The sequence below is a fragment of the Cellulomonas sp. Marseille-Q8402 genome (genome assembly GCF_965119525.1).
Genome location: NZ_CBCPLX010000001.1, coordinates 83,291 through 104,523, shown reverse-complemented (window position 1 = coordinate 104,523; position 21,233 = coordinate 83,291). Strand labels below are relative to the sequence as shown.

Here is a 21,233-nt window from a genome sequence, read left to right as displayed (position 1 = left end):
CCACCGGAACGGTAAGTATCTTGACGTCAAGATACATCCTACCCCGACGCGGCCCGGGCGGCGACGCGCACGGCGCCACCGCCCGGCCGCGGACCGGGGCGGACGGGCTACTGCTGGCCGCTCGACGCGCCGTCGGCAGCCCGCCGCTCGCGCTCGACGGCCTTCTGGTGCTGGCGCGGGTCGTAGTCGGGGGTGCCCTGCTTGTGCAGCTCGGCGGACGCGCGGCGGCTGGCCTCGGCCACCCGGCGCGTCGCCTCCGCGGCGCTCTCGCGGCCGTCGCCCTCGTGCGTGGACGTCATCGTCGACTCCTTCCGGTCCCGGACGCCGCAGGCCCGCGGCGCCCGCTCCCACGCTAGGACCCGCGCGGTGCGGAAGCGAGCGCGACGTCACGCCACCTCACGACCACGTCACGCGACGTCGGGCCCACGTCAGGCCACGTCGCCCACCGATTCGCGCGTCGCCGCCCGCGAAACGCGCTCGCGGGGAGAGAAAGGGTGGGCGACGCGTGCGCGGCACGCCGCGGCGGCGTCGGCGTCGTGCGTCGCTGCCGGCGTCACGGCGGTGCCTCGCCTCAGCGCTCGAGGACCGCGACGGCCTCGACGTGGTGCGTCATCGGGAACAGGTCGTAGCCGGTGACGGCGGTCAGGGCGTAGCCCTCCTCGGCCAGGTACGCCACGTCCCGCGCCAGCGCGGCCGGGTCGCACGCCACGTAGACCACCCGCTGCGGGGCGAGCCCGGCGACCGCGCGCACGACGTCCCGGCCGGCGCCGACCCGCGGCGGGTCGAGCACGACGGCGTCCGCTCCCCCGCCGGCGACGCCGGACGCGAGCACGCCCGCGACGTCCCCCGCGTGCAGGGCGACCTGCGGCCGGTCGTGCAGGTTGCGCCGCGCGTCCTTGACGGCGCGCGCGTCGCCCTCGACGGCGACGACGGAGCCCTGCTCCCCCACCGCGTCCGCCAGCGGCAGCGTGAACAGCCCCGCGCCGGAGTACAGGTCGACGACGGTCGCACCGCCGACGTCCCCGAGCGCGTCCAGCACCGCCCCGGTCAGCGCGGCGGGCGCCTCGCGGTGCACCTGCCAGAACCCGGCGGCGGCCACGCGGTAGGTCCACTCCCGCTCGCCCGCCCGCACCCGCTCGCGCACGGCGTTGCGGGCGTTGGGCCGGTGGTCGACCCGGCCGCGGCGCAGGTCGAACGGCTGGTCGTCGACGAGCACGAGCGGCGCGTCGCCGTCGGCGGGCGCCACGGCCTCGATCCGCACGCCGCGGTCCCACCGGCGGCCGAGCAGGTCCAGCTCCGCCAGCCCCTCGCTCATCAGCGGCATCCGCTCCACGGAGACCACGTCGTGCGACCGGAACCGGCGCATGCCGGCACGGCCCTCGCGGTCGGCGAGGAAGCCGACGCGGGTGCGCCAGCCCAGGCCACCGCGCTCGTCGTCGCCGGGCAGCGCCCGCACCGGCACGTCGCGCTCGACCTTCGCGAGCCGCTGCAGCTGCTCGGCGAGCACCGCGGACTTCCAGGCCCGCTGCGCGTCCAGGCGCACGTGCGCGAGCTCGCCGCCGCCGACCCCGCCCGGGCCGGCCTCGGGCCACGCCGACTCGACGCGGTCCGGCGAGGCCTCGAGGACCTCGACCGCGTCGGCCCGCCAGTACGTCGCCTTCGACCCGGCGTCGGTGAACCGGGCGCGGACCCGCTCCCCGGGCAGGGCGTGCCGCACGAACACCACACGGCCGGGACCGTCGGCGCCCGGCTCGCGATACCGCGCGACGCAGTGGCCGCCGTGGGCCACCGGGCCGATCTCGAGCTCCACGACGTCGCCGGGCGACGGCCGGGCCCCCACCGCCTCAGAGCCCACGAGAGGTCGTCCTGCGCACGTGGTCTTCCATTCCGGTCTGTCCTTCCGTCGAGGCCAGCTGCCACGGGACCGACGCCACGACGACGCCGGGGGTGAACAGCAGCCGGCCCTTGAGCCGCAGCGCGCTCTGGTTGTGGAGCAGCTGCTCCCACCAGTGCCCGACCACGTACTCGGGGATGTACACGACCACCAGGTCCCGCGGGCTCTCCCGCCGGATCGAGCGGACGTAGGCGATGATCGGCCGGGTGATCTCCCGGAACGGCGAGTCCAGGATCCGCAGCGGCACCGGCAGGTCCAGCTGCTCCCACTGGTCCCGGAGCAGCTGCGCCTCCTCGGGGTCGACGCCGACCGTCACGGCCTCGAGCACCTGCGGGCGCGAGGCCCGGGCGTAGGCCACGGCGCGCATGGTCGGCCGGTGCAGGTGCGAGACCAGCACGATCGCGTGCACCCGGCTGGGCAGCGCGCGGGAGGACGTGACGTCGTCCCCGAGCGCGAGCTCGGCCGCGACCGTGTCGTAGTGCCTCCGGATGCCCTGCATCCCGATGAACACGACGATCATCGCGAGGATCGCGATCCAGGCGCCCAGCATGAACTTGGTGATCAGGACGATGACCAGCACCGTGGCCGTCATGCCGAAGCCGACCGCGTTGATCACCCGCGACCGGAGCATCTGGGCGCGGCGGCTCGGGTCCGGCTGGGTCCGCAGCTCCCGGGTCCAGTGCCGGATCATCCCGAGCTGGGACAGCGTGAACGACACGAAGACGCCGACGATGTAGAGCTGGATCAGCCGGGTGACCTGCGCGTCGAAGGCGAGGATCAGGACGATGGCGCCGGCGGCCAGCGCCACGATGCCGTTGGAGAACGCCAGCCGGTCGCCGCGCGTGTGCAGCTGGCGCGGGAGGTAGCCGTCCTTGGCGAGGATCGACCCGAGCACCGGGAAGCCGTTGAAGGCCGTGTTCGCCGCGAGCACCAGGATCAGCCCGGTGACGATCCCCACCGCGTAGAACGCCGGCGGGAACGAGTGGAACACGGTCTGCGCCAGCTGCCCGATCACCGGGTCCTGCACGTAGTCCTCGCCGACCGGCACCCCGTCGCGGAGCAGCTGGGTCGCGGGGTCCTCCACGTAGTGCACGCCGGTGAGCCGGGCGAGCGTGAGGATCGACATGATCAGGAAGACCGACAGCGAGCCGAGCAGCAGCAGCGTCGTCGCGGCGTTGCGCGACTTCGGCTTCCGGAACGACGGCACGCCGTTGCTGATCGCCTCGACGCCGGTGAGCGCCGCGGAGCCGGAGGCGAACGCGCGCAGGATCAGGAAGGCCCCGGCCGCCCCGGACAGCCCCTGGTCGAAGCCCTCCACCGGGACGATCGTCAGGTCGTGCGTCGCGGCCTGCTGCAGGTCGCCCGTGAGGTACTGCACGAACCCCACGACGGCCACCGTGCCGACGGCGATCATGAACAGGTACACCGGCACGGCGAACGCCCGCCCGGACTCCTTGACGCCGCGCAGGTTGGCCAGCGCGAGCAGCACGACCACGGCGACGGCGAAGGTCGCCTCGTGGCCCCGGAGCGCGGGCAGCACCGACGCCGCGTACTGGGCGCCCGAGGACGCCGACACCGCGACCGTCAGGACGTAGTCGACCAGCAGCGCGCTGGCCACGGTCACGCCGGCCCGCGGGCCGAGGTTGACGGTCGCGACCTCGTAGTCGCCGCCGCCCGACGGGTACGCGTGGACGTTCTGCCGGTAGGACGCGATCACCGTCGCCATCACGACGACGACGGCGAGGCCGACCCATGGGGAGATCATCGTCGCGCCGACGCCCGCCAGCGCGAGGGTCAGCAGCACCTCGTCGGGGGCGTAGGCGACCGACGACAGCGCGTCGGAGGCGAAGATCGGGAGCGCGATGCGCTTGGGGAGGAGGGTGTGCCCCAGGTTCTCGCTGCGGACCGGTCGGCCCAGCAGCAAGCGTTTGGCGGCATCCGCGAGGTCCGGCACGAGTGACCATGCTAGGCGCACGGCAGGTGATCAGCGCAACGCGGCCGGGCGGGTATAGCGTTCCGCGTTGTGCACTTCGTCATCATGGGTTGCGGCCGCGCCGGAGCCACGCTCGCGCAGTCGCTGGAGGGCCACGGCCACTCCGTCGCGGTGATCGACCAGAACCCGGACTCCTTCCGCCGGCTCGACCCCGAGTACCAGGGCAGCAAGGTGACGGGCCTCGGCTTCGACCGCGACACCCTGCGCCAGGCGGGCATCGACGACGCCTTCGGGTTCGCGGCCGTGTCGGACGGCGACAACTCCAACATCCTCGCCGCGCGCGTGGTGCGCGAGACGTTCGGGATCGAGAACGTCGTCGCCCGCATCTACGACCCGCACCGCGCCGAGATCTACCAGCGTCTCGGCATCCCGACGGTCGCCACCGTGCGGTGGACGGCCGACCAGGTGCTGCGCCGGCTGCTGCCCATGGGCGCCACCAGCCAGTTCACCGACGCCTCGGGCAAGATCAGCCTGTCGGAGGTCGACGTGCACGACGGCTGGGTCGGCAAGCCGCTGCGGCTGCTGGAGGACGCCACCGGGGCCCGCGTCGCCTACCTCACCCGCTACGGCGACGGGCTGCTGCCCGACGCCCAGACCGTCCTGCAGGAGAACGACATCGTGCACCTGCTGCTGCGGGCCGAGGAGTCGGCCACCGTCGAGCGCATCGTCACCGCGGCGCCGGAGGTGCAGGCATGAGGGTCGTCATCGCCGGTGCCGGGTCCGTCGGCCGGTCCATCGCGCGCGAGCTGCTGGCCAACGGCCACGAGATCACCATCATCGACCGCCAGCCGTCCGCCATGCGCGTGGCCCAGGTCGCCGACGCCGACTGGTTGCTGGCCGACGCCTGCGAGCTGCCGACGCTGACCCAGGCACGCACCGACGAGTGCGACGTGGTCGTGGCCGCGACCGGCGACGACAAGGCCAACCTGGTCATCTCGCTGCTCGCGAAGACCGAGTACGGCGTGCCCCGCACGGTGGCCCGGGTCAACAACCCGAAGAACGAGTGGATGTTCGACGAGGCGTGGGGCGTCGACGTCGCCGTGTCCACGCCGCGGATCATGACGGCGATGATCGAGGAGGCCGTGTCCGTCGGCGACCTGGTGCGGATCTTCACGTTCCACCAGTCCGGGGCGGACATCCTCGAGCTCACGCTGCCGGAGGACTCGCCGCTGGCCGGGTCGCTGGTGGGTCAGATCGCGTGGCCGGCCGACACCGTGCTCGCCGCGATCGTGCGGGACGACCGCCCGTTCCAGCCCTCCGCGGACGACACCCTCGAGGGCCGCGACGAGCTGCTGTTCGTCACGGGGCGGGAGGCGTCGGAGTCCGAGCTGGCCGCGCTGCTGTCGAGCCGCGTACCAGGATCCAGCTCGCCCACAGCACCAGCGCGGTGAGCGGGACGCCCATGACCAGCTTCGCGGTGCCGAGCCACGCGACCTCGTCGGCGTAGTACAGCGGCACCTGCACGACCAGGCGCAGCGCGAACATGCCGGCCCACAGCCAGGTGACCAGCGCGTACCGACGGAGCAGGGCGGGGTCCTGGCGCCACGCGACCGCGCCGGCCCAGGAGCCCGACTCCGACATCGGGCCGTCGCCGCGGAACAGCCCGAGCACGAGACCGACCAGCGGCCAGCGCACCAGCACGGACACGGCGAACGCCAGCAGGTAGGCGACGTTGGTGAGCAGCCCCCACGCGAAGTAGTCGCTCGCGTCCCCGGTGCGCCACGCCCAGACCACGCCGATGCCCACGCCGAGGACGCCGGACAGCGCCTGGGTGAGCGGGCTGCGCTGCACCAGCCGCGCGACGACGGCCAGCAGCGCGGCGGCGACGGACGCGATCAGCGCGGGGCGCAGCTCCTGGCCCCCGGCGACGTAGACCACGACGAACACCAGGCCGGGCAGCACGGACTCCACCGCGCCGCGCACGCCGCCGACCGAGTCGGCGATCGAGAAGCTGTCCGCCTCGATGGCGCGCATCCCGCGCGCGGGCGCTGCGGGGTCCTCCGGCGTCACCGGGGCCGCGGGGTCCTCGGCGCCGGCCGGCGTCCGGTCACTCACCGGGTCGCGGCCGCAGCTCGTAGCGGGGGTTGAACATCGAGCGCCGGCCCTCGCGGGTGCAGACCAGGCCCTCGACCTTGAGGCGGCGCCCCGGCTCGATGCCGGCGATCTCCCGCCGGCCCAGCCAGACGAGCACCAGGTTGCCGCTGCCGTCGTACAGCTCGGCCTCGAGGGCGGGCACGCCCTGCCGCGGCCGCAGCACGACGGAGCGGATGACGCCGGACACCTTGACGCGGTGGCGGTCCGAGGTCTGGGCGACGGCCGTGCAGCCGGTCGCGCGGACCGCGTCCTCGCGCTCCTCGTCGGCCTCGATCTCCTCCTGGGAGGCGACGGCCTTGCGCAGGCTCTCGCGCAGCGACACCGGGGACATGGTCAGCGGATCTCCGTGATCTCGGGCCCGCGCTTGAGCGGGTCGAAGCCGGGCACGGCCGGGGTGGCCGGTGCCGTCGTGGGGGCCGGGCCGGCGGACACGCCGTCGCCCTGGTTCGGGAGCGTGAGGGCGAGCAGGTCGCGCGGGGCGCGGGCCTCCGTGCCGCGCACCACGACGGTGCGGCGGAACAGGTCCTCCAGCTTCGTGCCGGCCTCCTCGTCGACCGCGGCGCGGCCCGTGATGACGCCCCGCAGGAACCAGCGGGGGCCGTCGACGCCGACGAACCTCGCCGGGCGGTGCCCGGTGCGGCCCTCCGGGGTGCGCACGGGGAGCCGGGCGAGCAGCTCGCGGCCGAACGGGCCGGGCACGTCGTCGACGGCGCCGCCCTGCTTGCGCACGGACTCGCCGATCTCCTCGCGGATCTCGTCCCAGATGCCGTCGGTGCGCGGCGCGGCGAACGCCTGCATCTGCAGGGTCGAGCCGTCGATCGTGACGCCCACCGCGGTGACGGTGCCCGACTTCTTGTCGATCTCCATCCGCAGCTCCATGCCGTGCACGCCGGGCAGCCGCAGGGCGCCGAGGTCGACGCGCGGGCCCGGCGGGACCTGCTCGGTGGAGTCCCAGGGTCCGTTCGCCCGGTCGGCGGGGGCGGGTGCCGCCACGCCGTCGGGGGCGGGCGTGCCGTCCGCGGGGATCGCCGGGTCGGCGGCCACCTCCGGAGCGTCGACGCCGCCAGCGGTCTCGTCCTGGGCGGTGCTGTCCTTCGCACCACGCCGGAATAGCGCCACCCTCAGTCCCTTTCCCCGGGTCGCCCGCAGCGCGGGCGACGACGTCTTCACAGTAGTCCCGCTCCCTGCGGAGCACCTAGCGGGCGGTCTCCGTGTCCGCTGCGGGCGTGGCGCCCCACCCGCCGCTCGACCCGAAGCCGCCCGCGCCCCGCACGGAGTCCGGCAGGCTCGTCGGTCTCGACGAACCGCGCCCGCTCGACCCGCTGGATCACGAGCCTGGGCGACGCGGTCGCCGCGGCGCAGCACCACCGGCTCCCGCGCGTCGGTGTTGAGCAGGGTGACGGCGATCTCGCCGCGGTAGCCGGCGTCCACGGTGCCCGGCGCGTTGACGATCGTCAGCCCGTGCTTCGCGGCCAGGCCGGACCGCGGGTGCACGAACGCGGCGTAGCCCTCGGGCAGCGCGATCGCGATGCCGGTCGGGACGGTCGTCCGCTCCCCCGGCGCGATCGTCGCGTCGACCCGGGTCACCAGGTCGGCGCCCGCGTCGCCCGGGTGCGCGTAGTGCGGCACCGGCACGCCCTCGTCGAGGCGGCGCAGGCCTGGATGGTCATCGTCTCGGCGGAAGTCACGGGCCCCGACCCTACACAGCACGGATGGGATGCTGGGGGCGTGCAGACCCCCGCCCCCGCGCCCTCCGTCCCCTCGGCGCCGCCCGCGTTCGACGAGCGCCTCTGGCCCTCCGCGTCCGGCTGGATCGCCGTGCCCGCCTTCGCCGCGATGCTCGGCATCGCCCTGTGGCCGGTCGCCGTGCCCGCGGGGGTCGCCGGCGCGGTGGTCGGCCTGGTGGGTGCCGCCGTGGTGGCCGTGCTGCTGTCGACCCGGGTCCGCGTCGCGGACGGCGAGCCTGCGGGCCGGCGCGGCGCACGTGCCGCTCGGGCTGCTGCGCGCTCCGCGGGCGCTCGACGCCGACGCAACCCGCCACGAGCTCGGCCCCGGCCTGGACGCCCGCGCGCACCTCGCCCAGCGCGGCTGGGTGCGCACCGCGGTCCGGGTCGAGCCGACGACCCCGCCGACCCGACGCCCTACTGGATCGTCTCGACCCGGCGGCCCGACGCGCTGGTCGCGGCGCTCGCCGCGCACGACGACGCGGCCGGACCACGGGGGTCCGGCCGGCGTCGTGACGGTGCGGGGCGGGCGCGCGACGGGCGCGCACCCGGTGCAGCCTCAGGCCGCGCACTCCGAGCAGACGGGCATGCCGTCCTTCTCGTAGGCGAGCCTGGCTGCGGTGATGGACCAGGAAGCACTTGGAGCAGGTGAACTCGTCGGCCTGGCGCGGCAGCACCCGGACGGAGAGGCTCCTCGCCCGACAGGTCCGCGCCCGGGAGAGCTCGAACCCTTCGGCGGCTTCGGTCTCGTCCTCGTCCACCACGCCCGAGTTCTTGTCGGAGCGCCGGGCCTGGAGCTCCTGCAGCGAGTCCTCGCTGAGGTCCTCCTCGGTCTTGCGCGGGGCGTCGTAGTCGGTTGCCATGAGGTGGGGTCACGCTCCGTGTGGTCGGTGATGTGGTACGCGGGATCAAGTCGTCCGAGGCGGCGTTTGTTCCCGTCAGGCGCTGCGGATTGTGCCTTATTTCGCCGTGCGGCGCACGCCCGGCTCAGTCGTCCGCGTCGGCACCCAGCGCTGCGAGCTTCTCGGCCAGGCTCGACGACGGTCGCGGGCGGCCCGACGACCGACATCTCGACGCCCGCCGGACGGCCCCGCAGCCCGCTGACCTGCGCGCCTGCCTCGATCGCGATCACCTGACCCGCCGCCAGGTCCCACGGGTTGAGCCCGCGCTCGTAGTGCGCGTCGAGCGTGCCCTCCGCCACCCGGCACAGGTCCAGCGCCGCCGACCCGATGCGCCGGATGTCCCGCACCTGCGGCAGCAGCGCGGCCAGCACCCGGCCCTGCACCCGGCGCCGGTCCGCGCGGTACCCGAAGCCGGTGCCGATCAGCGACGTCGCGAGCGGCCGAGCCGGGTTCACCGACAGCCGCTGCCCGTCGCGGAAGGCGCCCTGCCCGCGACCGCCGGTGTACGTCCGGCCGTCGACGACCGCGTGCACGCAGCCCGCGACCGGCGTCCACCGCCCGGGGTCGGGCTCCCCGCCACGACCCCGACCGACACCGCGTACGCCGGGACGCCGTAGAGGTAGTTCACGGTGCCGTCGATCGGGTCCAGCACCCAGGTCAGGCCCGAGGTGCCGGGCTCCCAGCCGTGCTCCTCCCCGAGCACGCCGTCGTGCGGCCGGTGCTGCGCGATCAGCGCACGCAGGTGGGTCTCCGAGGCCAGGTCCATCGCGGTGACCGGGTCGACCTCGCTGGACTTGGTCGCCGCGACCTCGACGTGGGCGGGTCGCCCGGCGCGGATCAGGTCGCCCGCCGATCGCGCGAGGCGCTCGGCGAGGTCCATCAGGGCCCGGACCTCGGCGGGGTCGGTGGGGTGCGGCTGCTCGTGCGCGGGGGGCGTCGGGACGGTGGTGGGGGCTGCTGCTCGCTCGTCACGGGGCCATCCTGCCGGACCGCCGGCCTGCCGGCCCGCACGGTCGCCCGGCGCCGGCCTGCGCCCGGTCCGGGGCCGGCGCGGGTGCCGGGGCCGCCGTCACGGCCGGCGCGAGCGCCGCAGCCGCGCGAACCAGCGCAGGAGCGGCGCGGGCTCGTCGGCGGGGCGCCGGCGGAACCCGCGCACCCGCCCGACCCGGGCCGCCGGCGGCTCCCAGGGCCCCGGGGCCTGCAGGCGGAACCGCAGCGCCAGCAGCCGGGTGCCGAGGACGACGACGACCGCGAGGATCTCGGTCGGCACGGTCAGCGCGTCCTCGTGCCACAGCACCGCCACGAGGACCGCGCCGAGCATGGAGGGGATGGCGTACAGCTGGCGCTGGTGCAGCACCACGGGCACCTCGCCGGTGAGCAGGTCCCGCAGCACGCCGCCGCCCACGCCGGTGATCACGCCGGCGCAGACCGCGGCCGTCGCGCCGGTGCCGTACTCGAGCGCCTTGACGGTGCCCACCACGGTGAAGAGCGCGAGCGCGCCCGCGTCGAGGACCAGCACCGACCGACGCAGCCGCCCGAGCCCCGGGTGCGCAGCCCATGTGACCAGGCCCGCGGCGCACGCCGTCACCACGAACTCCCACTGCGCGATGCCGACCGGCGGCACGGCGCCGATCAGGACGTCGCGCAGGATGCCGCCGCCGAGGCCCGCGGCCCACGCCAGCACCACGATGCCGAAGATGTCGAACCGCTTGCGGACCGCGGCCAGGCCGCCCGACAGGGCACCCACGAACACCCCCAGCAGCTCGAGCACCGGTTGCAGCGGGAGGTCGGGAGGCACAGGGGTGATCATGGCAGCAGGGCCGGGTGGACCGGGTGGGGCGACGATCGCGCGGCGCACCGCCGCGCCTCCCCGCGAACCCGGGCGCGCGATGGCAGGCTCGTCGGCGGACGATGGGAGATGTGATGGCTGAGCTGGAGCTGATCGGGCTGCACGAGGACGGGGAGCACCTCGTCCTCACCGCCGCCGACGGGCAGCGCTACCGCCTGCACATCGACGAGCCGTTGCGCGCCGCCGTGCGCCGCGACCGGCCGCAGCTGGAGCAGGTCCGCGCCGAGCAGTCGGGCCGGCCGAGCCCGCGCGAGATCCAGGCGCGCGTGCGGGCGGGCCAGTCCGCGGAGCAGGTCGCCGAGGAGACCGGCGTGACCGTCGAGCACGTGCGGCGCTTCGAGGGCCCCGTCCTCGCCGAGCGCGAGTTCGTCGCGGAGCAGGCGCGCGGCACCCGGGTCGGGCGCGACGTCGGTGCGCCGGTGCTGGGCGACCTGGTGGTCGACCGCCTCGCCGCGCGCGGCGTCGACCCCGCCGCCGTGGCGTGGGACGCCTATCGCGAGGCCGGCGAGGGCTGGACGGTCGTCGCCCGGTTCCAGGTCGAGGACGACGCCCGCGAGGCGCGCTGGACCTACGACGGCTCGGCGCGTGCCGTGCACGCCGAGGAGGACGAGGCGCGCTGGCTCTCCGAGACGGAGATCTCCGACGGCCCGGTCCCGCGCCGGCACCTGTCCGCCGTGCGGGACCTGGTGTTCGACGTCGACGCGGACGTGCGCCCGGTGCTGGCTGCCGTGGACGGCCCCGCCCACGCGCAGCACCGCGAGGACGACGTCACCGACCCCGCGGACGAGCTCCGCGCCACCCACGAGCTGCTGGACGACCTGCGCGCCCGCCGCGGCGTGCGGCAGACCCTGGACCTGGAGGACGACGCGGACGACGACGCCTTCCCGGGCTTCGGGCCGCAGCACGCGTTCGACTTCGGGCAGCTGGACGAGCCCGAGGCCCCGGGCGCCCACCCCGCGGACACGGACCCCGCCACGGAGGCCCGGATCTACCCGACGCCGGTGCGCGCCCGCGCCGCCGAGCCGGAGCCGGAGACCCCGGTGGCGCTCGAGCCCGGCGAGCCCGAGCCCGGCGACGGACCCGCCCCCGCCCGCCCGGAGGAGCGCGAGAGCCGGCCCCGGGCCGCCCGCCGCGGCCGGCCCAAGGTGCCGAGCTGGGACGAGATCGTCTTCGGCGCGAAGCCGGAGTAGCGCTCAGTCCCCCAGGACGCCGAGCGTCTGCGGGGACATCGACGCGGCCCGCGACGACCGCGCGGTCATCTGCAGCCGGTGGTGCTGGCGGCAGAGCACCTCGTAGCCGACCGCGTCGTCGTCCTCGGCCACGGCCACGTCGCCGACGACGACCTGCGCGCCCTCGACCACCATCACGCCGTGCACGGTGCGCGCGTTCTGCGTGGCGCGCGCCCCGCACCAGCACAGCGCCTGGACCTGCAGCGTCTCGACGCGGTCCGCGAGCTCCAGCAGCCGCGCCGAACCGGCGAACAGCCGGGTGCGGAAGTCGGTGGTGATGCCGAACGCGAACACGTCGACGTCCAGGTCGTCCACGACCCGCCCGAGCTGCTCGACCTGCTCGGCCGAGTAGAACTGCGCCTCGTCGCAGATCAGGAAGTCGACGGCCCGCCCGCGGGTGCGGCGGTCGACGACCTCGGCCCAGAAGTCCGTGGTGTCGCTGACCTCGTCCGCCGGCACGGACAGGCCGAGCCGGGACGACAGCCGGTGCTCCCCCGCCCGGTCGTTGCGGGTGAACAGCACGCCGCCGCGGCCGCGCGCCGTGTGGTTGTGGTGCATCTGCAACGCCAGCGTGGACTTGCCGCAGTCCATCGTGCCGCAGAAGAAGACCAGCTCTGCCACGCTCTCCTCGTTCCGTGCGGGGTCGGTCGGCCGGACGGTGGTCCGGGTCGGTCGTGGGGACGCGTCGCGTCAGGTGTGCACCGCGAGCAGGGGCACCCGGACCTCGGTCGAGGTCAGCGAGCCGTGCACGCCGACCAGCCGCAGCGACGCCGCGGTCTGCGTGCGGGAGTCCACCACGGTGGCCCGCCCCGCGGTGGCGACGACCAGGTCGCCCAGCAGCGGCCGCACGTGCTCGGCCACCGGGCCGAACAGCCCGGCCGCGATCGCGTCGTCCTGGCGGAGCACGACCGCGTCGTCGCCGAGCACGTCGGCCCAGCGGTCCGCCGCGGCGTCCGCGTCGGCGCCGTCCTGGAGGTGCACGTGCAGGGCCCGCGGCTCCCCGGCGACCAGCGCGACGTCCGCCGCGAGCCCCGGGGTGGTCGCGACGTCCCACCGGTGGGCCAGGTCGACGTCCACCATGCCGTGGTCGGCGGTGAGGACGACGGACGCGCCGCGGGGCAGCGAGCGGACCAGCCGGCGCAGCTCGCCGTCGAGCGCCTCGAGCTGGTCGCCCCACTGCCACGAGCCGACGCCCTCGTGGTGGCCGGTCTTGTCGACGTCGCCCCAGTACAGGTAGACGAGACCGGGCTCGCGGAGCAGCCGCAGGGCCGCGTCCACCCGGTCGGAGAGGGACTCCGCCGCCCGGTAGCCGCCGCCGCGCAGCGCGGCCTCGGTCAGCCCGGAGCCCTGGAACTTGTGCGGCCCGACGGTGGTGACGGTGACGCCGTGCGCGACGAGGTGCTCGAACACCGTGCGCTCGCGCTGCCACTCGCGTGCCGGCCCGAGCCCGTCCCACGACACCAGGTTGGCCAGCGTGCCGTCGCGCGGGTTGCGGACCGTGTACCCGACCAGCCCGGTGCGCCCGGGACCCGTGCCCGTGCCGAACGAGCCCATCGACGCCGCGGTCGTCGACGGGTACCCGGCCGACAGCGCGGCGACGCCGTCGAGCTGCGACCGCAGGAACGGGGCGTGCCCGGCGCGCTCGACGAGGTTCTCGTAGCCGAGCCCGTCGACCAGGACGACGCACACCCGGTGCGTCTCCGGCAGGCCGAGCTGGGCGCGGCGTGCCGACCCGCCGGCCACCGGGGCGCCGAGCGCGTCGGCGACGGCCGGCAGCAGGCCCGACAGCGACGGGCCCTCGTAGTCCGGCAGCACCAGGCCCGCGTCCGCGAGCCGGGCCGGCACGGTCGTGGACGCGGCGGCCGTCATCGTCAGCGCGCGCTCGCCGCGGACAGCCGCCGGGCGAACGCCACCGCGTCGCGGACGGCGCCCGCGCCCTCGGCGACCGCGCTCACCCGCACGACGACGTCGTCCGGGGTCAGGGTGCCGGTCAGGCCGTGGTCGGCCTCGCAGCTCGGGTCGGCGCAGGTGGCCGGCTCCAGGTCGACCCGGGACACCGCGCCCCAGCCGATCGCGAGCGTCAGCTCGGTCGCGGCCGTGCCGGGCGTGTGCTGCTCCGGGGTGCCGATGACGTGCGTCAGCGCGACGGAGCGCAGCTCGGACAGCGGAACCGCCTCGGTGGTCGCCGCGGCGCTCGCCGACGGGTGCTCGCTGTCCGCCGGGTGGTCGTCCACGTGCGCCACGACCAGGCGCGTCGGGGTCAGCGCGAGGACGGTGACGTGCCGGCGGACCTCGGCGGCGTCGAAGGTCGTCTCCGGGTGCACCAGGTGGGCCTCGACGGGTTCGTCCGCGAGGGCGACGTCGAGGACGTCGGCCACCAGGTCCGGGTAGTACCCGGCGCGGTGCAGGTCACGGAGGAGGTCGGTGGACGGTGCAGGCACCCGCACATCCTCGCACCGCCGGAGCGCGGCGTCACGCACGCGCCCCGGCTCAGACCGGCAGCGCCCGCCGCGGCCCGTCGGCGCGGGTCGCCGCGGCGCCCACCCGCGCGGTCGCGCCGAGCACGTACGCCCCGTCCACCGCCACCGCCACCGGGTTCACCTCGAGGTGCAGCAGCTCGGGCAGCTGGTCGGCCAGCACGGAGACGCGCGCCAGCACGTCCTCCAGCGCCGTGACGTCGAGCGGCGGCACCCCGCGGTAGCCGAACAGCCGGGGCGCGGACCGCGGTGCGCGCACCATGTCCGCCACGTCTACGTCCGTGAGCGGCGGCACGGCGAACGCGACGTCGCCCAGCAGGTCCGTGGTGTCGCCGGCCAGGCCGAACTCGACGACGGGGCCGAACAGCGGGTCCTCCGAGGTGCGGATCACGCACGCGACGCCGTGCGGGGCCATCGCCTGCACCTCCAGGGGCGCGCGGGCCTCGGCGCCGTGCCCGGTCGCCGGCGCGGTGCTGCTCGACGGGGTGTGGCCCGCCGCGAGCGCCAGCACCTGCGCGACGTCGGCACGCAGCTCGGCCTCGTCGTGCACGTCGAGGCGGACGCCGCCCAGGTCGGACCGGTGCCGCAGCGCCGGCAGGGTGGACTTCAGCGCGACGGGCCAGCCCAGCCGTTCGGCCGCGGCCACGGCCTCGTCGGCGTCGTGCACGCCGACGGACGGGAACACCCGGACCCCGGCGAGCTCCAGCAGCTCGGCGGTGCGCTCGGGGCCGAGGTCGAGCGACGCCGGCCGGCCCGCCTCGTCCAGCCACGCGTCGATCAGGCGGCGCGCCGTCCGTGCGTGGATGCCCGGGGGGTGCACGAGATGGCCGCGGTCGGCCGCGCGCCAGGTGGCGTACCGGACGGCGTGGCCCAGCGCGAGCACCGCGTCCTCGGGGGTCGTGTACGCCGGGATGGTGCGCAGGGTGCCCTCGGCGTCGGGAGCGGTCAGCTGCGGCGTGGCGCCGTGCAGGCCGAGCAGGCACGCCACCGACGTGCGTCCCGACCCGGCCGCGTGCCGCGCGAGGGCCTGGGCCACCCGCTCGTCCCGCGGCCCCACGGTGGGGACGTGCATCGTGACGACGACGTCCACGCCCGGGTCGGTGAAGACCTCGGCGAAGACGCGGTCGACGCGGTCGTCGTCGGCGTCCTCGGGCAGGATCGCGGGCGGCTGCGGGACCAGCAGCCCGGCCGCCAGCGCCGCCTCGGTCACCAGGGAGGCCGCGGCGGACGACGACGCGACGACCGCCGCGCGCCGCCCCGGCGGCAGCGGCTGGAGCGCGAACAGCTGGGCCATCTCGAGCATCTGGTGCACGTTGTCGACCAGCACCACGCCCGAGCGGCGCATCACCTCCTCGAGCGTGTGCCGCGAGGTCTGCGTCGGCCGGACCGCGTGCCCGGGCGGGACGACGTGCCCGGACCGGCCGGCCGCGACCACGATGACCGGCTTGGCCGTCGCGAGCCGCCGCGCGACCCGGGAGAACTTCCGCGGGTTGCCGATGGACTCCAGGTACAGCGCCACGACGTCGGTCGTGTCGTCGTCCTGCCAGAACTGCATGAGGTCGTTGCCGGAGACGTCCGCGCGGTTGCCCGCGGAGACGAGGTGCGCGAGCCCGAGGTGCCGGCGGCGCACGGACCCGAGGATCGACACCGCGGTCGACGCCGACTGGCAGAACAGCCCGATGCGGCCCGCGGGCGGCGGGTCCTCGGTCAGCGAGGCGTTGAGCAGCCCGCCCGCCGCGTGCGAGAGGAAGCCGTAGGACCGCGGGCCCACCACGCGCATCCCCGCGGCGTGCGCCGTCCGCAGCAGCGCGCGCTGCAGCGCCAGCCCGGTCGGCCCCTGCTCGGCGAACCCGCCGGAGAGCACCACCACGCCGCGCACGCCGAGCCGGCCGAGGGCGCGCACCGCGAGCACGGCCTCCGCCGCGGGCAGCGCGAGCACCGCGAGGTCGACCGGGCCGGGCACGTCGTCCAGGGAGTCCCAGTACTGCGCGCGACCAGCCCCGCCGTCGGCGTCGGCCGGCGCCGCGCGCCCGACCACGTGCACCTGCACCGGGCGGTCGTCCCCGGCCGCGGGGTGCACCGCGCCCGTCCGGTCCGCCGGGTCGGTGCCCAGCCCGCCGCCGGCGACCAGGTCGGCCAGCGCGCGGGCGGCACGGCGGTCGTCGAGCGAGCCGGGACCGCCGGTGGCGGAGGACAGCACGACGACGGAGCGCGCGGTCAGCAGGCTCTGCACGCTGCGGGACTCGGCCGAGTGCTCGCGCGCCATCATCACCGCGAGCGAGCGGTCGGTCGGGTCGATGTCGAAGGTCACGGTCACGACGCCGTCCTCGAGCCGCTGCTGCAGGGAGTACCCCGCCTCGCGGAACACCGCGATCATCCGGCCGTTCTGCGGCAGCACCTCGGCAGTGAACCGGCGCACCCCCCGCTCGCGCGCCGCGGCGGCCAGGTGCTCCAGCAGCACGCTGCCCAGCCCGCGCCCGTGGTGCGCGTCGGCGATGTTGAAGGCGACCTCGGCCTCGTCGGGCGCGATCTTGTCGTACCGCGCGACGCCGATGATCGCGTCGTCGCCCGTGACCGCGACCAGTGCGACGCGGTCCCGGTGGTCGACGGTCGTGAACCGCGCGAGGTCCCGGTCCGGCAGCCGCTCGAGCGCCGCGAAGAACCGCAGGAAGGTCGAGGCCTCGGACTGGCCGACGTGGAACGCCTGCAGGGCGTCCGCGTCCTCCGGCCGGATCGGCCGCACGTGCGTGGTGGTGCCGTCGCGCAGGACGACGTCGGCCTCCCAGTCCGCCGGGTAGTCCGCGTCGTCGTACGGGCGCTTCTCCCCCGTGACCTCGGCCATGTCCACGAGCCTATCCAGAAGCCCGCCGCGCGTCGTGGTCGTCCACAGGCCCGATCAGCGAGGACAATGGTCGCCGTCCCGCACCCGCCCACCCTCGACCCCGGGAGCCCGAGTCCGCATGGCGCGCCGCAGCAGCACCCCCGACGTCCCGCCCGAGGACGTCGTCGAGCGCATCGTCGACATCGACGTCGCCACGGAGATGGAGGGCTCGTTCCTCGAGTACGCCTACTCCGTCATCTACTCGCGCGCCCTGCCCGACGCCCGCGACGGGCTGAAGCCCGTGCAGCGCCGCATCCTGTTCCAGATGCACGACATGGGCCTGCGCCCGGACCGGCCGTACGTGAAGTCGGCGCGCGTCGTCGGCGAGGTGATGGGCAAGCTGCACCCGCACGGCGACTCCGCCATCTACGACGCGATGGTCCGGATGGCCCAGCCGTTCTCGCTGCGGCTGCCGCTGGTGGACGGGCACGGCAACTTCGGCTCGCTCGACGACGGCCCCGCCGCCGCCCGGTACACCGAGGCCCGGATGGCGCCGTCCGCCCTCGCGATGACGGCGGGCCTGGACGAGGACGTCGTCGACTTCGTCCCGAACTACGACAACAAGCTGACCCAGCCCGGCGTGCTGCCCGCCGCGATCCCGAACCTCCTGGTCAACGGCGCGTCCGGCATCGCCGTCGGCATGGCCACCAACATGGCGCCGCACAACCTGGTCGAGGTCGTCGCCGCCGCCCGGCACCTGGTGCTGCACCCGCAGGCGACGCTCGACGAGCTCATGCGGTTCGTCCCCGGCCCGGACCTGCCCAGCGGCGGCAAGATCATCGGCCTGGACGGCGTGCGCGACGCCTACCGCACCGGCCGCGGCGCGTTCCGCACCCGTGCCACCGCGCGGATCGAGAACGTCACCCCGCGCCGCAAGGGCATCGTCATCACGGAGCTGCCGTACACCGTCGGCCCGGAGAAGGTCATCGAGAAGATCAAGGAGGGCGTGCAGTCCAAGAAGCTCTCCGGCATCTCGGACGCCCTCGACCTGACCGACCGCCAGCACGGCCTCCGGCTGGTCATCGAGGTCAAGACCGGGTTCAACCCCGACGCCGTCCTCGAGCAGCTCTACCGGTACACGCCCCTCGAGGACTCGTTCTCGATCAACAACGTGGCGCTCGTCGAGGGCCAGCCGCGCACCCTCGGCCTGCGCGACCTGCTGCAGGTCTGGGTCGACCACCGCATCGACGTCGTCCGCCGCCGCAGCCAGTTCCGGCTGCGCAAGAAGCTCGAGCGGCTGCACCTCGTGGAGGGCCTGCTCGTCGCGATCCTCGACATCGACGAGGTCATCCAGGTCATCCGGTCCTCGGACGACTCCGACACCGCCCGCACCCGGCTGCGCCAGGTGTTCGACCTGTCCGAGGCCCAGGCCGAGTACATCCTCGAGCTGCGCCTGCGTCGCCTGACCAAGTTCTCCCGGATCGAGCTGGAGAAGGAGCGCGACGAGCTCGCCGAGCAGATCGCCGCGCTCCGTGCCCTGCTGGCGGACGAGGCGCTGCTGCGCGGTGCCGTCTCCGACGAGATGGCCGAGGTCGCCGCGACCTACGGCACGCCGCGCCGCACCATCCTGCTCGAGTCCGCCGGCGGCACGGTCACCGCGGCCGAGGGCGCACCCGCGCCGCGGTCCGCCCGGAACGCCGGCCCGGCGCTCTCGCTCGAGATCGAGGACTCCCCCTGCTACGCCCTGCTGTCCGCCACCGGGCTCGTGGCGCGGACCGGCAGCACCGACGTGCAGCTGCGCCCCGCGTCGGGTGCGGGCCGATCCCGGCACGACGTGCTGGCCGGCGCCGTCACGACCAGCGTCCGGGGTGACGTCGGCGTGCTCACCTCCCGCGGCGTCGTCCGCCGGGTCTCGGTGCTCGACCTGCCCGGGCTGCCGCCGACCGAGGGCGCCCCGAACCTGTCGGGCGGCCTGCCGCTGAGCGAGCTGCTGGCCCTGGACAAGGGCGAGCGCGTCGTCGGGCTGGTCTCCGTCGCGGCCGACGCCCCCACTCTCGCCGTCGGCACCGCGCAGGGCGTCGTCAAGCGCGTCACCTCCGGCGAGCCGCCCGCGAACCGCGACTCCTGGGAGGTCATCGCGCTCAAGGACGGGGACGAGGTCGTCGGCTGCGCCGCGGTCGGCGAGGACGACGAGCTCGTGTTCGTCTCCTCCGACGCGGCGCTGCTGCACTTCCCGGCGTCGGCCGTCCGGCCGCAGGGCAGGCCCGCGGGCGGCATGGCCGGCATCAAGCTCGGGGCCGGCCAGCGCGTCGTGCACTTCGGGGCGCTGCCCGCACCCGGCGCCGAGGACGCCGCGGAGGACGAGGGCCCGGTCGTGGTGACCATCTCCGGGTCGTCCACGGCGCTCCCGGGCACGCAGCCGGGATCGGCCAAGGTGACACCGTTCTCCCGCTACCCGGGCAAGGGCCGCGCGACCGGCGGCGTCCGGGCGCACCGGTTCCTCAAGGGCGAGGACGTGCTGATCCTCGGCTGGGTCGGCCCGGCACCGGCGCGCGCCACGGGCTCCGCGGGTCAGCCGGTCGACCTGCCGGAGCCGGACGAGCGACGGGACGGGTCGGGGCAGCTGCTCACGGCGCCGGTGCTCGCGGTCGGCTGACCGCGGCCGCGAGCCGCGGGCGAGGGAGCGCTAGCGGCCCGTGCCCGCCTCGGCGATGCGCGCGCGCACCAGCGCCGACACCTCGACCAGCGCCCGGACCTGCGCGTCGTCCAGGGGCGCGATCAGCAGCGACCGCACGATCTCCCGTCGGGTCCGCTGCGCCGTGCGCGCCGCGGCCACGCCCTGCTCGGTCAGGCGGACGACGGTCCCGCGCGCGTCCTGGCGGTCGCGGGTGCGTGTGACCAGGCCGCGCTGCTCCATCCGGCGCAGCTGGTGCGACACCCGGCTGTCCTGCCACTCGGCCGCCGCGGCGAGGTCCTTGGCGCGCAGCCCCGGCTCGGCGGCGGCGAGCAGCGGCTCGAGCAGCTCGAGGTCGGCGACGGACACGTCCGCCTCCGCCCCGAGCCCGCGCTCGAGCGCCGTGAACATCTCGCGGGAGAGTCCCAGGTACATCCGCCAGGTCGTGTCCTCGTCGACCTGGGGGTGCCCGTCTGCTGGAGCCATGGGCACAGCGTAGGGGTCCGTCACACCTCGACGGTGGTCATCACCGCGCCGTGCGTGACCTCGTAGCCCAGGCTCGCGTAGAGGCTGTGCGCGCCGGACGGGTTGGCGGTGTCCACGTCGAGCTCGGCGTACTGCATGCCGTCCGCCCGGAACGACCGCATCGCCGCGGTGAGCAACGCGGGAGCGAGGCCCCGGCCCCGGTACGCGCGCCGCACGCCGAGCAGCTCGGTGTAGCCGGACGTGAAGCCGGCGACCGCCCAGTCGTGCTCGTACCGGCCCGAGATCGTGTAGCCCGCGACCTCGCCCGTCGCCTCGTCGACCGCCACGTGGCTCCACTGCGGCGCGAACATCGCCCGGCCCGACTGCCAGGAGGCGGGCGTGCGCGGCTCGCTGCCCCAGTGGTCGGCGAACGCCTCGTTGTGCGCCAGCCGGACGGCCTCGTCCAGGTCGTCGGACCACGGGACGATGCGGACGCCGTCGTGCGGCCGCGGCTCGGGCAGCGGCTGCGCCAGGTCCCGGCGCATGTCGGTGAAGTACCGGATGGGCGCGAACCCCGCGGCGGCGTGCAGGGCGAGGGCGTCGGTGCGGTGGTCCTCGATGAACGCGGCGATCCGCCCCGGCGCGTCCTTGCCGGACTCCGCCAGCTTCTGCCGGGCGCGTGCCGTGCCCCACGCGACCATCGCCCGGCCGACGCCGCGACCCCGCCACTCCGGGTCGACCCCGCCGCCCGTGTAGACGCGGATGACGCGCACGTCCCCCGGCGGGGCCTCGAGCGTCGTCCACGCCCGCAGCGTGCCGTCGGCGTCGACACCGACCCGCGAGTCGCGCGCGGGGTCCTTCCAGTCGCCGTCGAACCACTCGCCGACCTCGACCGGGCTGGTCCGGAACGGCTGCGCGTCGAACGCCTCGACGCGGGCCACCAGCTCCGCCAGGGCCGGCACGTCGTCGCGGACGAGCGGGCGCCACGTCAGCCCCGTCGCGACCGGGTCGGGCTCCGGGAGGGTCTCCGGGGGCGCGGCGCGCACCGCGAGAGGCGGCGTGGCGGTCGGGGGCACGGCGGGGTCGATCGTCTCGGGCATGCCGCCCACGG

The 21,233-nt window shown here is 75.6% G+C and carries 18 protein-coding genes and 5 pseudogenes; 6 read left to right on the top strand and 17 right to left on the bottom strand.

What is annotated here, in order from left to right; genetic code table 11:
- Positions 1-107: 107 nt before the first annotated feature.
- The 3 genes from ACWPWW_RS00500 to ACWPWW_RS00490 all read right to left on the bottom strand — a co-directional run bounded on the left by ACWPWW_RS00500 (position 108) and on the right by ACWPWW_RS00490 (position 3,848).
- Positions 108-299 (bottom strand): translation initiation factor 2, encoded by a 192-nt coding sequence (locus ACWPWW_RS00500; protein ID WP_454048393.1) that lies wholly within the window; start codon positions 297-299, stop codon positions 108-110.
- Positions 300-571: 272 nt separating this feature from the next.
- Entirely contained in the window at positions 572-1,855 is a 1,284-nt protein-coding gene (locus ACWPWW_RS00495; RefSeq protein ID WP_454048392.1) for a class I SAM-dependent RNA methyltransferase, read from the bottom strand.
- The gene (locus tag ACWPWW_RS00490; RefSeq protein ID WP_454048391.1) at positions 1,845-3,848 is read right to left on the bottom strand and encodes an APC family permease; all 2,004 of its coding nucleotides are present in this window, start codon (positions 3,846-3,848) and stop codon (positions 1,845-1,847) included. The genes ACWPWW_RS00495 and ACWPWW_RS00490 overlap by 11 nt, the downstream gene beginning before the upstream one ends.
- A gap of 84 nt (positions 3,849-3,932) precedes the next feature.
- Between ACWPWW_RS00490 and ACWPWW_RS00485 the strand changes: the two genes are divergently transcribed.
- Both ACWPWW_RS00485 and ACWPWW_RS00480 read left to right on the top strand, forming a co-directional pair.
- On the top strand, positions 3,933-4,583 hold the full coding sequence (locus tag ACWPWW_RS00485; RefSeq protein WP_454050367.1) for a potassium channel family protein: 651 nt from the start codon (positions 3,933-3,935) through the stop codon (positions 4,581-4,583).
- On the top strand, positions 4,580-5,278 hold the full coding sequence (locus ACWPWW_RS00480; RefSeq protein ID WP_454048390.1) for a potassium channel family protein: 699 nt from the start codon (positions 4,580-4,582) through the stop codon (positions 5,276-5,278). Before ACWPWW_RS00485 ends, ACWPWW_RS00480 begins: the two co-directional genes overlap by 4 nt.
- On the opposite strand, the gene ACWPWW_RS00475 is transcribed toward ACWPWW_RS00480, so the two are convergent.
- The 4 genes and pseudogenes from ACWPWW_RS00475 to dut all read right to left on the bottom strand — a co-directional run bounded on the left by ACWPWW_RS00475 (position 5,187) and on the right by dut (position 7,688).
- Positions 5,187-5,942, bottom strand: a complete 756-nt coding sequence (locus ACWPWW_RS00475) for a DUF3159 domain-containing protein (RefSeq protein WP_454048389.1) — start codon at positions 5,940-5,942, stop codon at positions 5,187-5,189. The two genes, ACWPWW_RS00480 and ACWPWW_RS00475, sit on opposite strands and share 92 nt — an antisense overlap.
- The gene (locus ACWPWW_RS00470) at positions 5,935-6,303 is read right to left on the bottom strand and encodes an OB-fold nucleic acid binding domain-containing protein (RefSeq protein ID WP_454048388.1); all 369 of its coding nucleotides are present in this window, start codon (positions 6,301-6,303) and stop codon (positions 5,935-5,937) included. Before ACWPWW_RS00470 ends, ACWPWW_RS00475 begins: the two co-directional genes overlap by 8 nt.
- Before the next feature lie 11 nt (positions 6,304-6,314).
- Complete coding sequence (locus ACWPWW_RS00465; protein WP_454048387.1) at positions 6,315-7,100, bottom strand: DUF3710 domain-containing protein; 786 nt, start codon at positions 7,098-7,100, stop codon at positions 6,315-6,317.
- Between the two features lie 76 nt (positions 7,101-7,176).
- Positions 7,177-7,688: pseudogene (gene dut / locus ACWPWW_RS00460) on the bottom strand (dUTP diphosphatase).
- Here dut and ACWPWW_RS00455 point away from each other — a divergent pair.
- Positions 7,644-7,931: pseudogene (locus tag ACWPWW_RS00455) on the top strand (hypothetical protein); the annotation flags it as partial. The pseudogenes dut and ACWPWW_RS00455 sit on opposite strands and share 45 nt — an antisense overlap.
- Positions 7,888-8,357, top strand: a pseudogene (locus tag ACWPWW_RS00450) (DUF3093 family protein). The pseudogenes ACWPWW_RS00455 and ACWPWW_RS00450, both read left to right, overlap by 44 nt.
- A 4-nt stretch (positions 8,358-8,361) precedes the next feature.
- On the opposite strand, the pseudogene ACWPWW_RS00445 reads toward ACWPWW_RS00450, so the two are convergent.
- The 4 genes and pseudogenes from ACWPWW_RS00445 to ACWPWW_RS00430 form a co-directional block, all read right to left on the bottom strand.
- Positions 8,362-8,568 (bottom strand): annotated as a pseudogene (locus ACWPWW_RS00445) (DUF4193 family protein); the annotation flags it as partial.
- A 278-nt stretch (positions 8,569-8,846) separates the two neighbouring features.
- Positions 8,847-9,140 (bottom strand): annotated as a pseudogene (locus tag ACWPWW_RS00440) (inositol monophosphatase family protein); the annotation flags it as partial.
- Positions 9,059-9,487, bottom strand: coding sequence for an inositol monophosphatase family protein (locus ACWPWW_RS00435; RefSeq protein ID WP_454048386.1), 429 nt, complete (start codon positions 9,485-9,487; stop codon positions 9,059-9,061). The gene ACWPWW_RS00435 and the pseudogene ACWPWW_RS00440, both read right to left, overlap by 82 nt.
- Before the next feature lie 189 nt (positions 9,488-9,676).
- On the bottom strand, positions 9,677-10,405 hold the full coding sequence (locus ACWPWW_RS00430) for a trimeric intracellular cation channel family protein (RefSeq protein ID WP_454048385.1): 729 nt from the start codon (positions 10,403-10,405) through the stop codon (positions 9,677-9,679).
- A 125-nt stretch (positions 10,406-10,530) separates the two neighbouring features.
- Here ACWPWW_RS00430 and sepH point away from each other — a divergent pair, with 125 nt between their 5' ends.
- On the top strand, positions 10,531-11,646 hold the full coding sequence (sepH, locus tag ACWPWW_RS00425) for a septation protein SepH (protein ID WP_454048384.1): 1,116 nt from the start codon (positions 10,531-10,533) through the stop codon (positions 11,644-11,646).
- Positions 11,647-11,649: 3 nt separating this feature from the next.
- Here the strand turns inward: sepH and ACWPWW_RS00420 are convergent, their stop codons facing one another.
- The 4 genes from ACWPWW_RS00420 to ACWPWW_RS00405 form a co-directional block, all read right to left on the bottom strand.
- Positions 11,650-12,306 (bottom strand): thymidine kinase, encoded by a 657-nt coding sequence (locus ACWPWW_RS00420; RefSeq protein WP_454048383.1) that lies wholly within the window; start codon positions 12,304-12,306, stop codon positions 11,650-11,652.
- A 69-nt stretch (positions 12,307-12,375) separates the two neighbouring features.
- On the bottom strand, positions 12,376-13,554 hold the full coding sequence (locus ACWPWW_RS00415; protein WP_454048382.1) for an alkaline phosphatase family protein: 1,179 nt from the start codon (positions 13,552-13,554) through the stop codon (positions 12,376-12,378).
- A 2-nt stretch (positions 13,555-13,556) separates the two neighbouring features.
- Positions 13,557-14,126, bottom strand: coding sequence for a DUF5998 family protein (locus tag ACWPWW_RS00410; RefSeq protein WP_454048381.1), 570 nt, complete (start codon positions 14,124-14,126; stop codon positions 13,557-13,559).
- A gap of 49 nt (positions 14,127-14,175) precedes the next feature.
- The gene (locus ACWPWW_RS00405) at positions 14,176-17,004 is read right to left on the bottom strand and encodes a bifunctional acetate--CoA ligase family protein/GNAT family N-acetyltransferase (protein ID WP_454048380.1); all 2,829 of its coding nucleotides are present in this window, start codon (positions 17,002-17,004) and stop codon (positions 14,176-14,178) included.
- A 118-nt stretch (positions 17,005-17,122) separates the two neighbouring features.
- Between ACWPWW_RS00405 and ACWPWW_RS00400 the strand changes: the two genes are divergently transcribed.
- On the top strand, positions 17,123-19,639 hold the full coding sequence (locus ACWPWW_RS00400; RefSeq protein ID WP_454048379.1) for a DNA gyrase/topoisomerase IV subunit A: 2,517 nt from the start codon (positions 17,123-17,125) through the stop codon (positions 19,637-19,639).
- A gap of 30 nt (positions 19,640-19,669) precedes the next feature.
- Here ACWPWW_RS00400 and ACWPWW_RS00395 read toward each other — a convergent pair whose 3' ends face one another.
- Together ACWPWW_RS00395 and ACWPWW_RS00390 are read right to left on the bottom strand one after the other, a co-directional pair.
- The gene (locus tag ACWPWW_RS00395; protein ID WP_454048378.1) at positions 19,670-20,143 is read right to left on the bottom strand and encodes a MarR family winged helix-turn-helix transcriptional regulator; all 474 of its coding nucleotides are present in this window, start codon (positions 20,141-20,143) and stop codon (positions 19,670-19,672) included.
- Between the two features lie 20 nt (positions 20,144-20,163).
- On the bottom strand, positions 20,164-21,222 hold the full coding sequence (locus tag ACWPWW_RS00390) for a GNAT family N-acetyltransferase (RefSeq protein ID WP_454048377.1): 1,059 nt from the start codon (positions 21,220-21,222) through the stop codon (positions 20,164-20,166).
- Positions 21,223-21,233: the final 11 nt, after the last annotated feature.

Excerpts from the sequence above, each read along its gene's own strand:
- ACWPWW_RS00395 (WP_454048378.1), bottom strand. The coding sequence starts at position 20,143 with ATGGCTCCAGCAGACGGGCACCCCCAGGTCGACGAGGACACGACCTGG.
- sepH (WP_454048384.1), top strand. The coding sequence starts at position 10,531 with ATGGCTGAGCTGGAGCTGATCGGGCTGCACGAGGACGGGGAGCACCTC.
- ACWPWW_RS00435 (WP_454048386.1), bottom strand. The coding sequence starts at position 9,487 with ATGGACCTCGCCGAGCGCCTCGCGCGATCGGCGGGCGACCTGATCCGC.
- ACWPWW_RS00480 (WP_454048390.1), top strand. The coding sequence starts at position 4,580 with ATGAGGGTCGTCATCGCCGGTGCCGGGTCCGTCGGCCGGTCCATCGCG.
- ACWPWW_RS00405 (WP_454048380.1), bottom strand. The coding sequence starts at position 17,004 with ATGGCCGAGGTCACGGGGGAGAAGCGCCCGTACGACGACGCGGACTAC.
- ACWPWW_RS00485 (WP_454050367.1), top strand. The coding sequence starts at position 3,933 with ATGGGTTGCGGCCGCGCCGGAGCCACGCTCGCGCAGTCGCTGGAGGGC.
- ACWPWW_RS00400 (WP_454048379.1), top strand. The coding sequence starts at position 17,123 with ATGGCGCGCCGCAGCAGCACCCCCGACGTCCCGCCCGAGGACGTCGTC.
- ACWPWW_RS00390 (WP_454048377.1), bottom strand. The coding sequence starts at position 21,222 with ATGCCCGAGACGATCGACCCCGCCGTGCCCCCGACCGCCACGCCGCCT.
- ACWPWW_RS00415 (WP_454048382.1), bottom strand. The coding sequence starts at position 13,554 with ATGACGGCCGCCGCGTCCACGACCGTGCCGGCCCGGCTCGCGGACGCG.
- ACWPWW_RS00500 (WP_454048393.1), bottom strand. The coding sequence starts at position 299 with ATGACGTCCACGCACGAGGGCGACGGCCGCGAGAGCGCCGCGGAGGCG.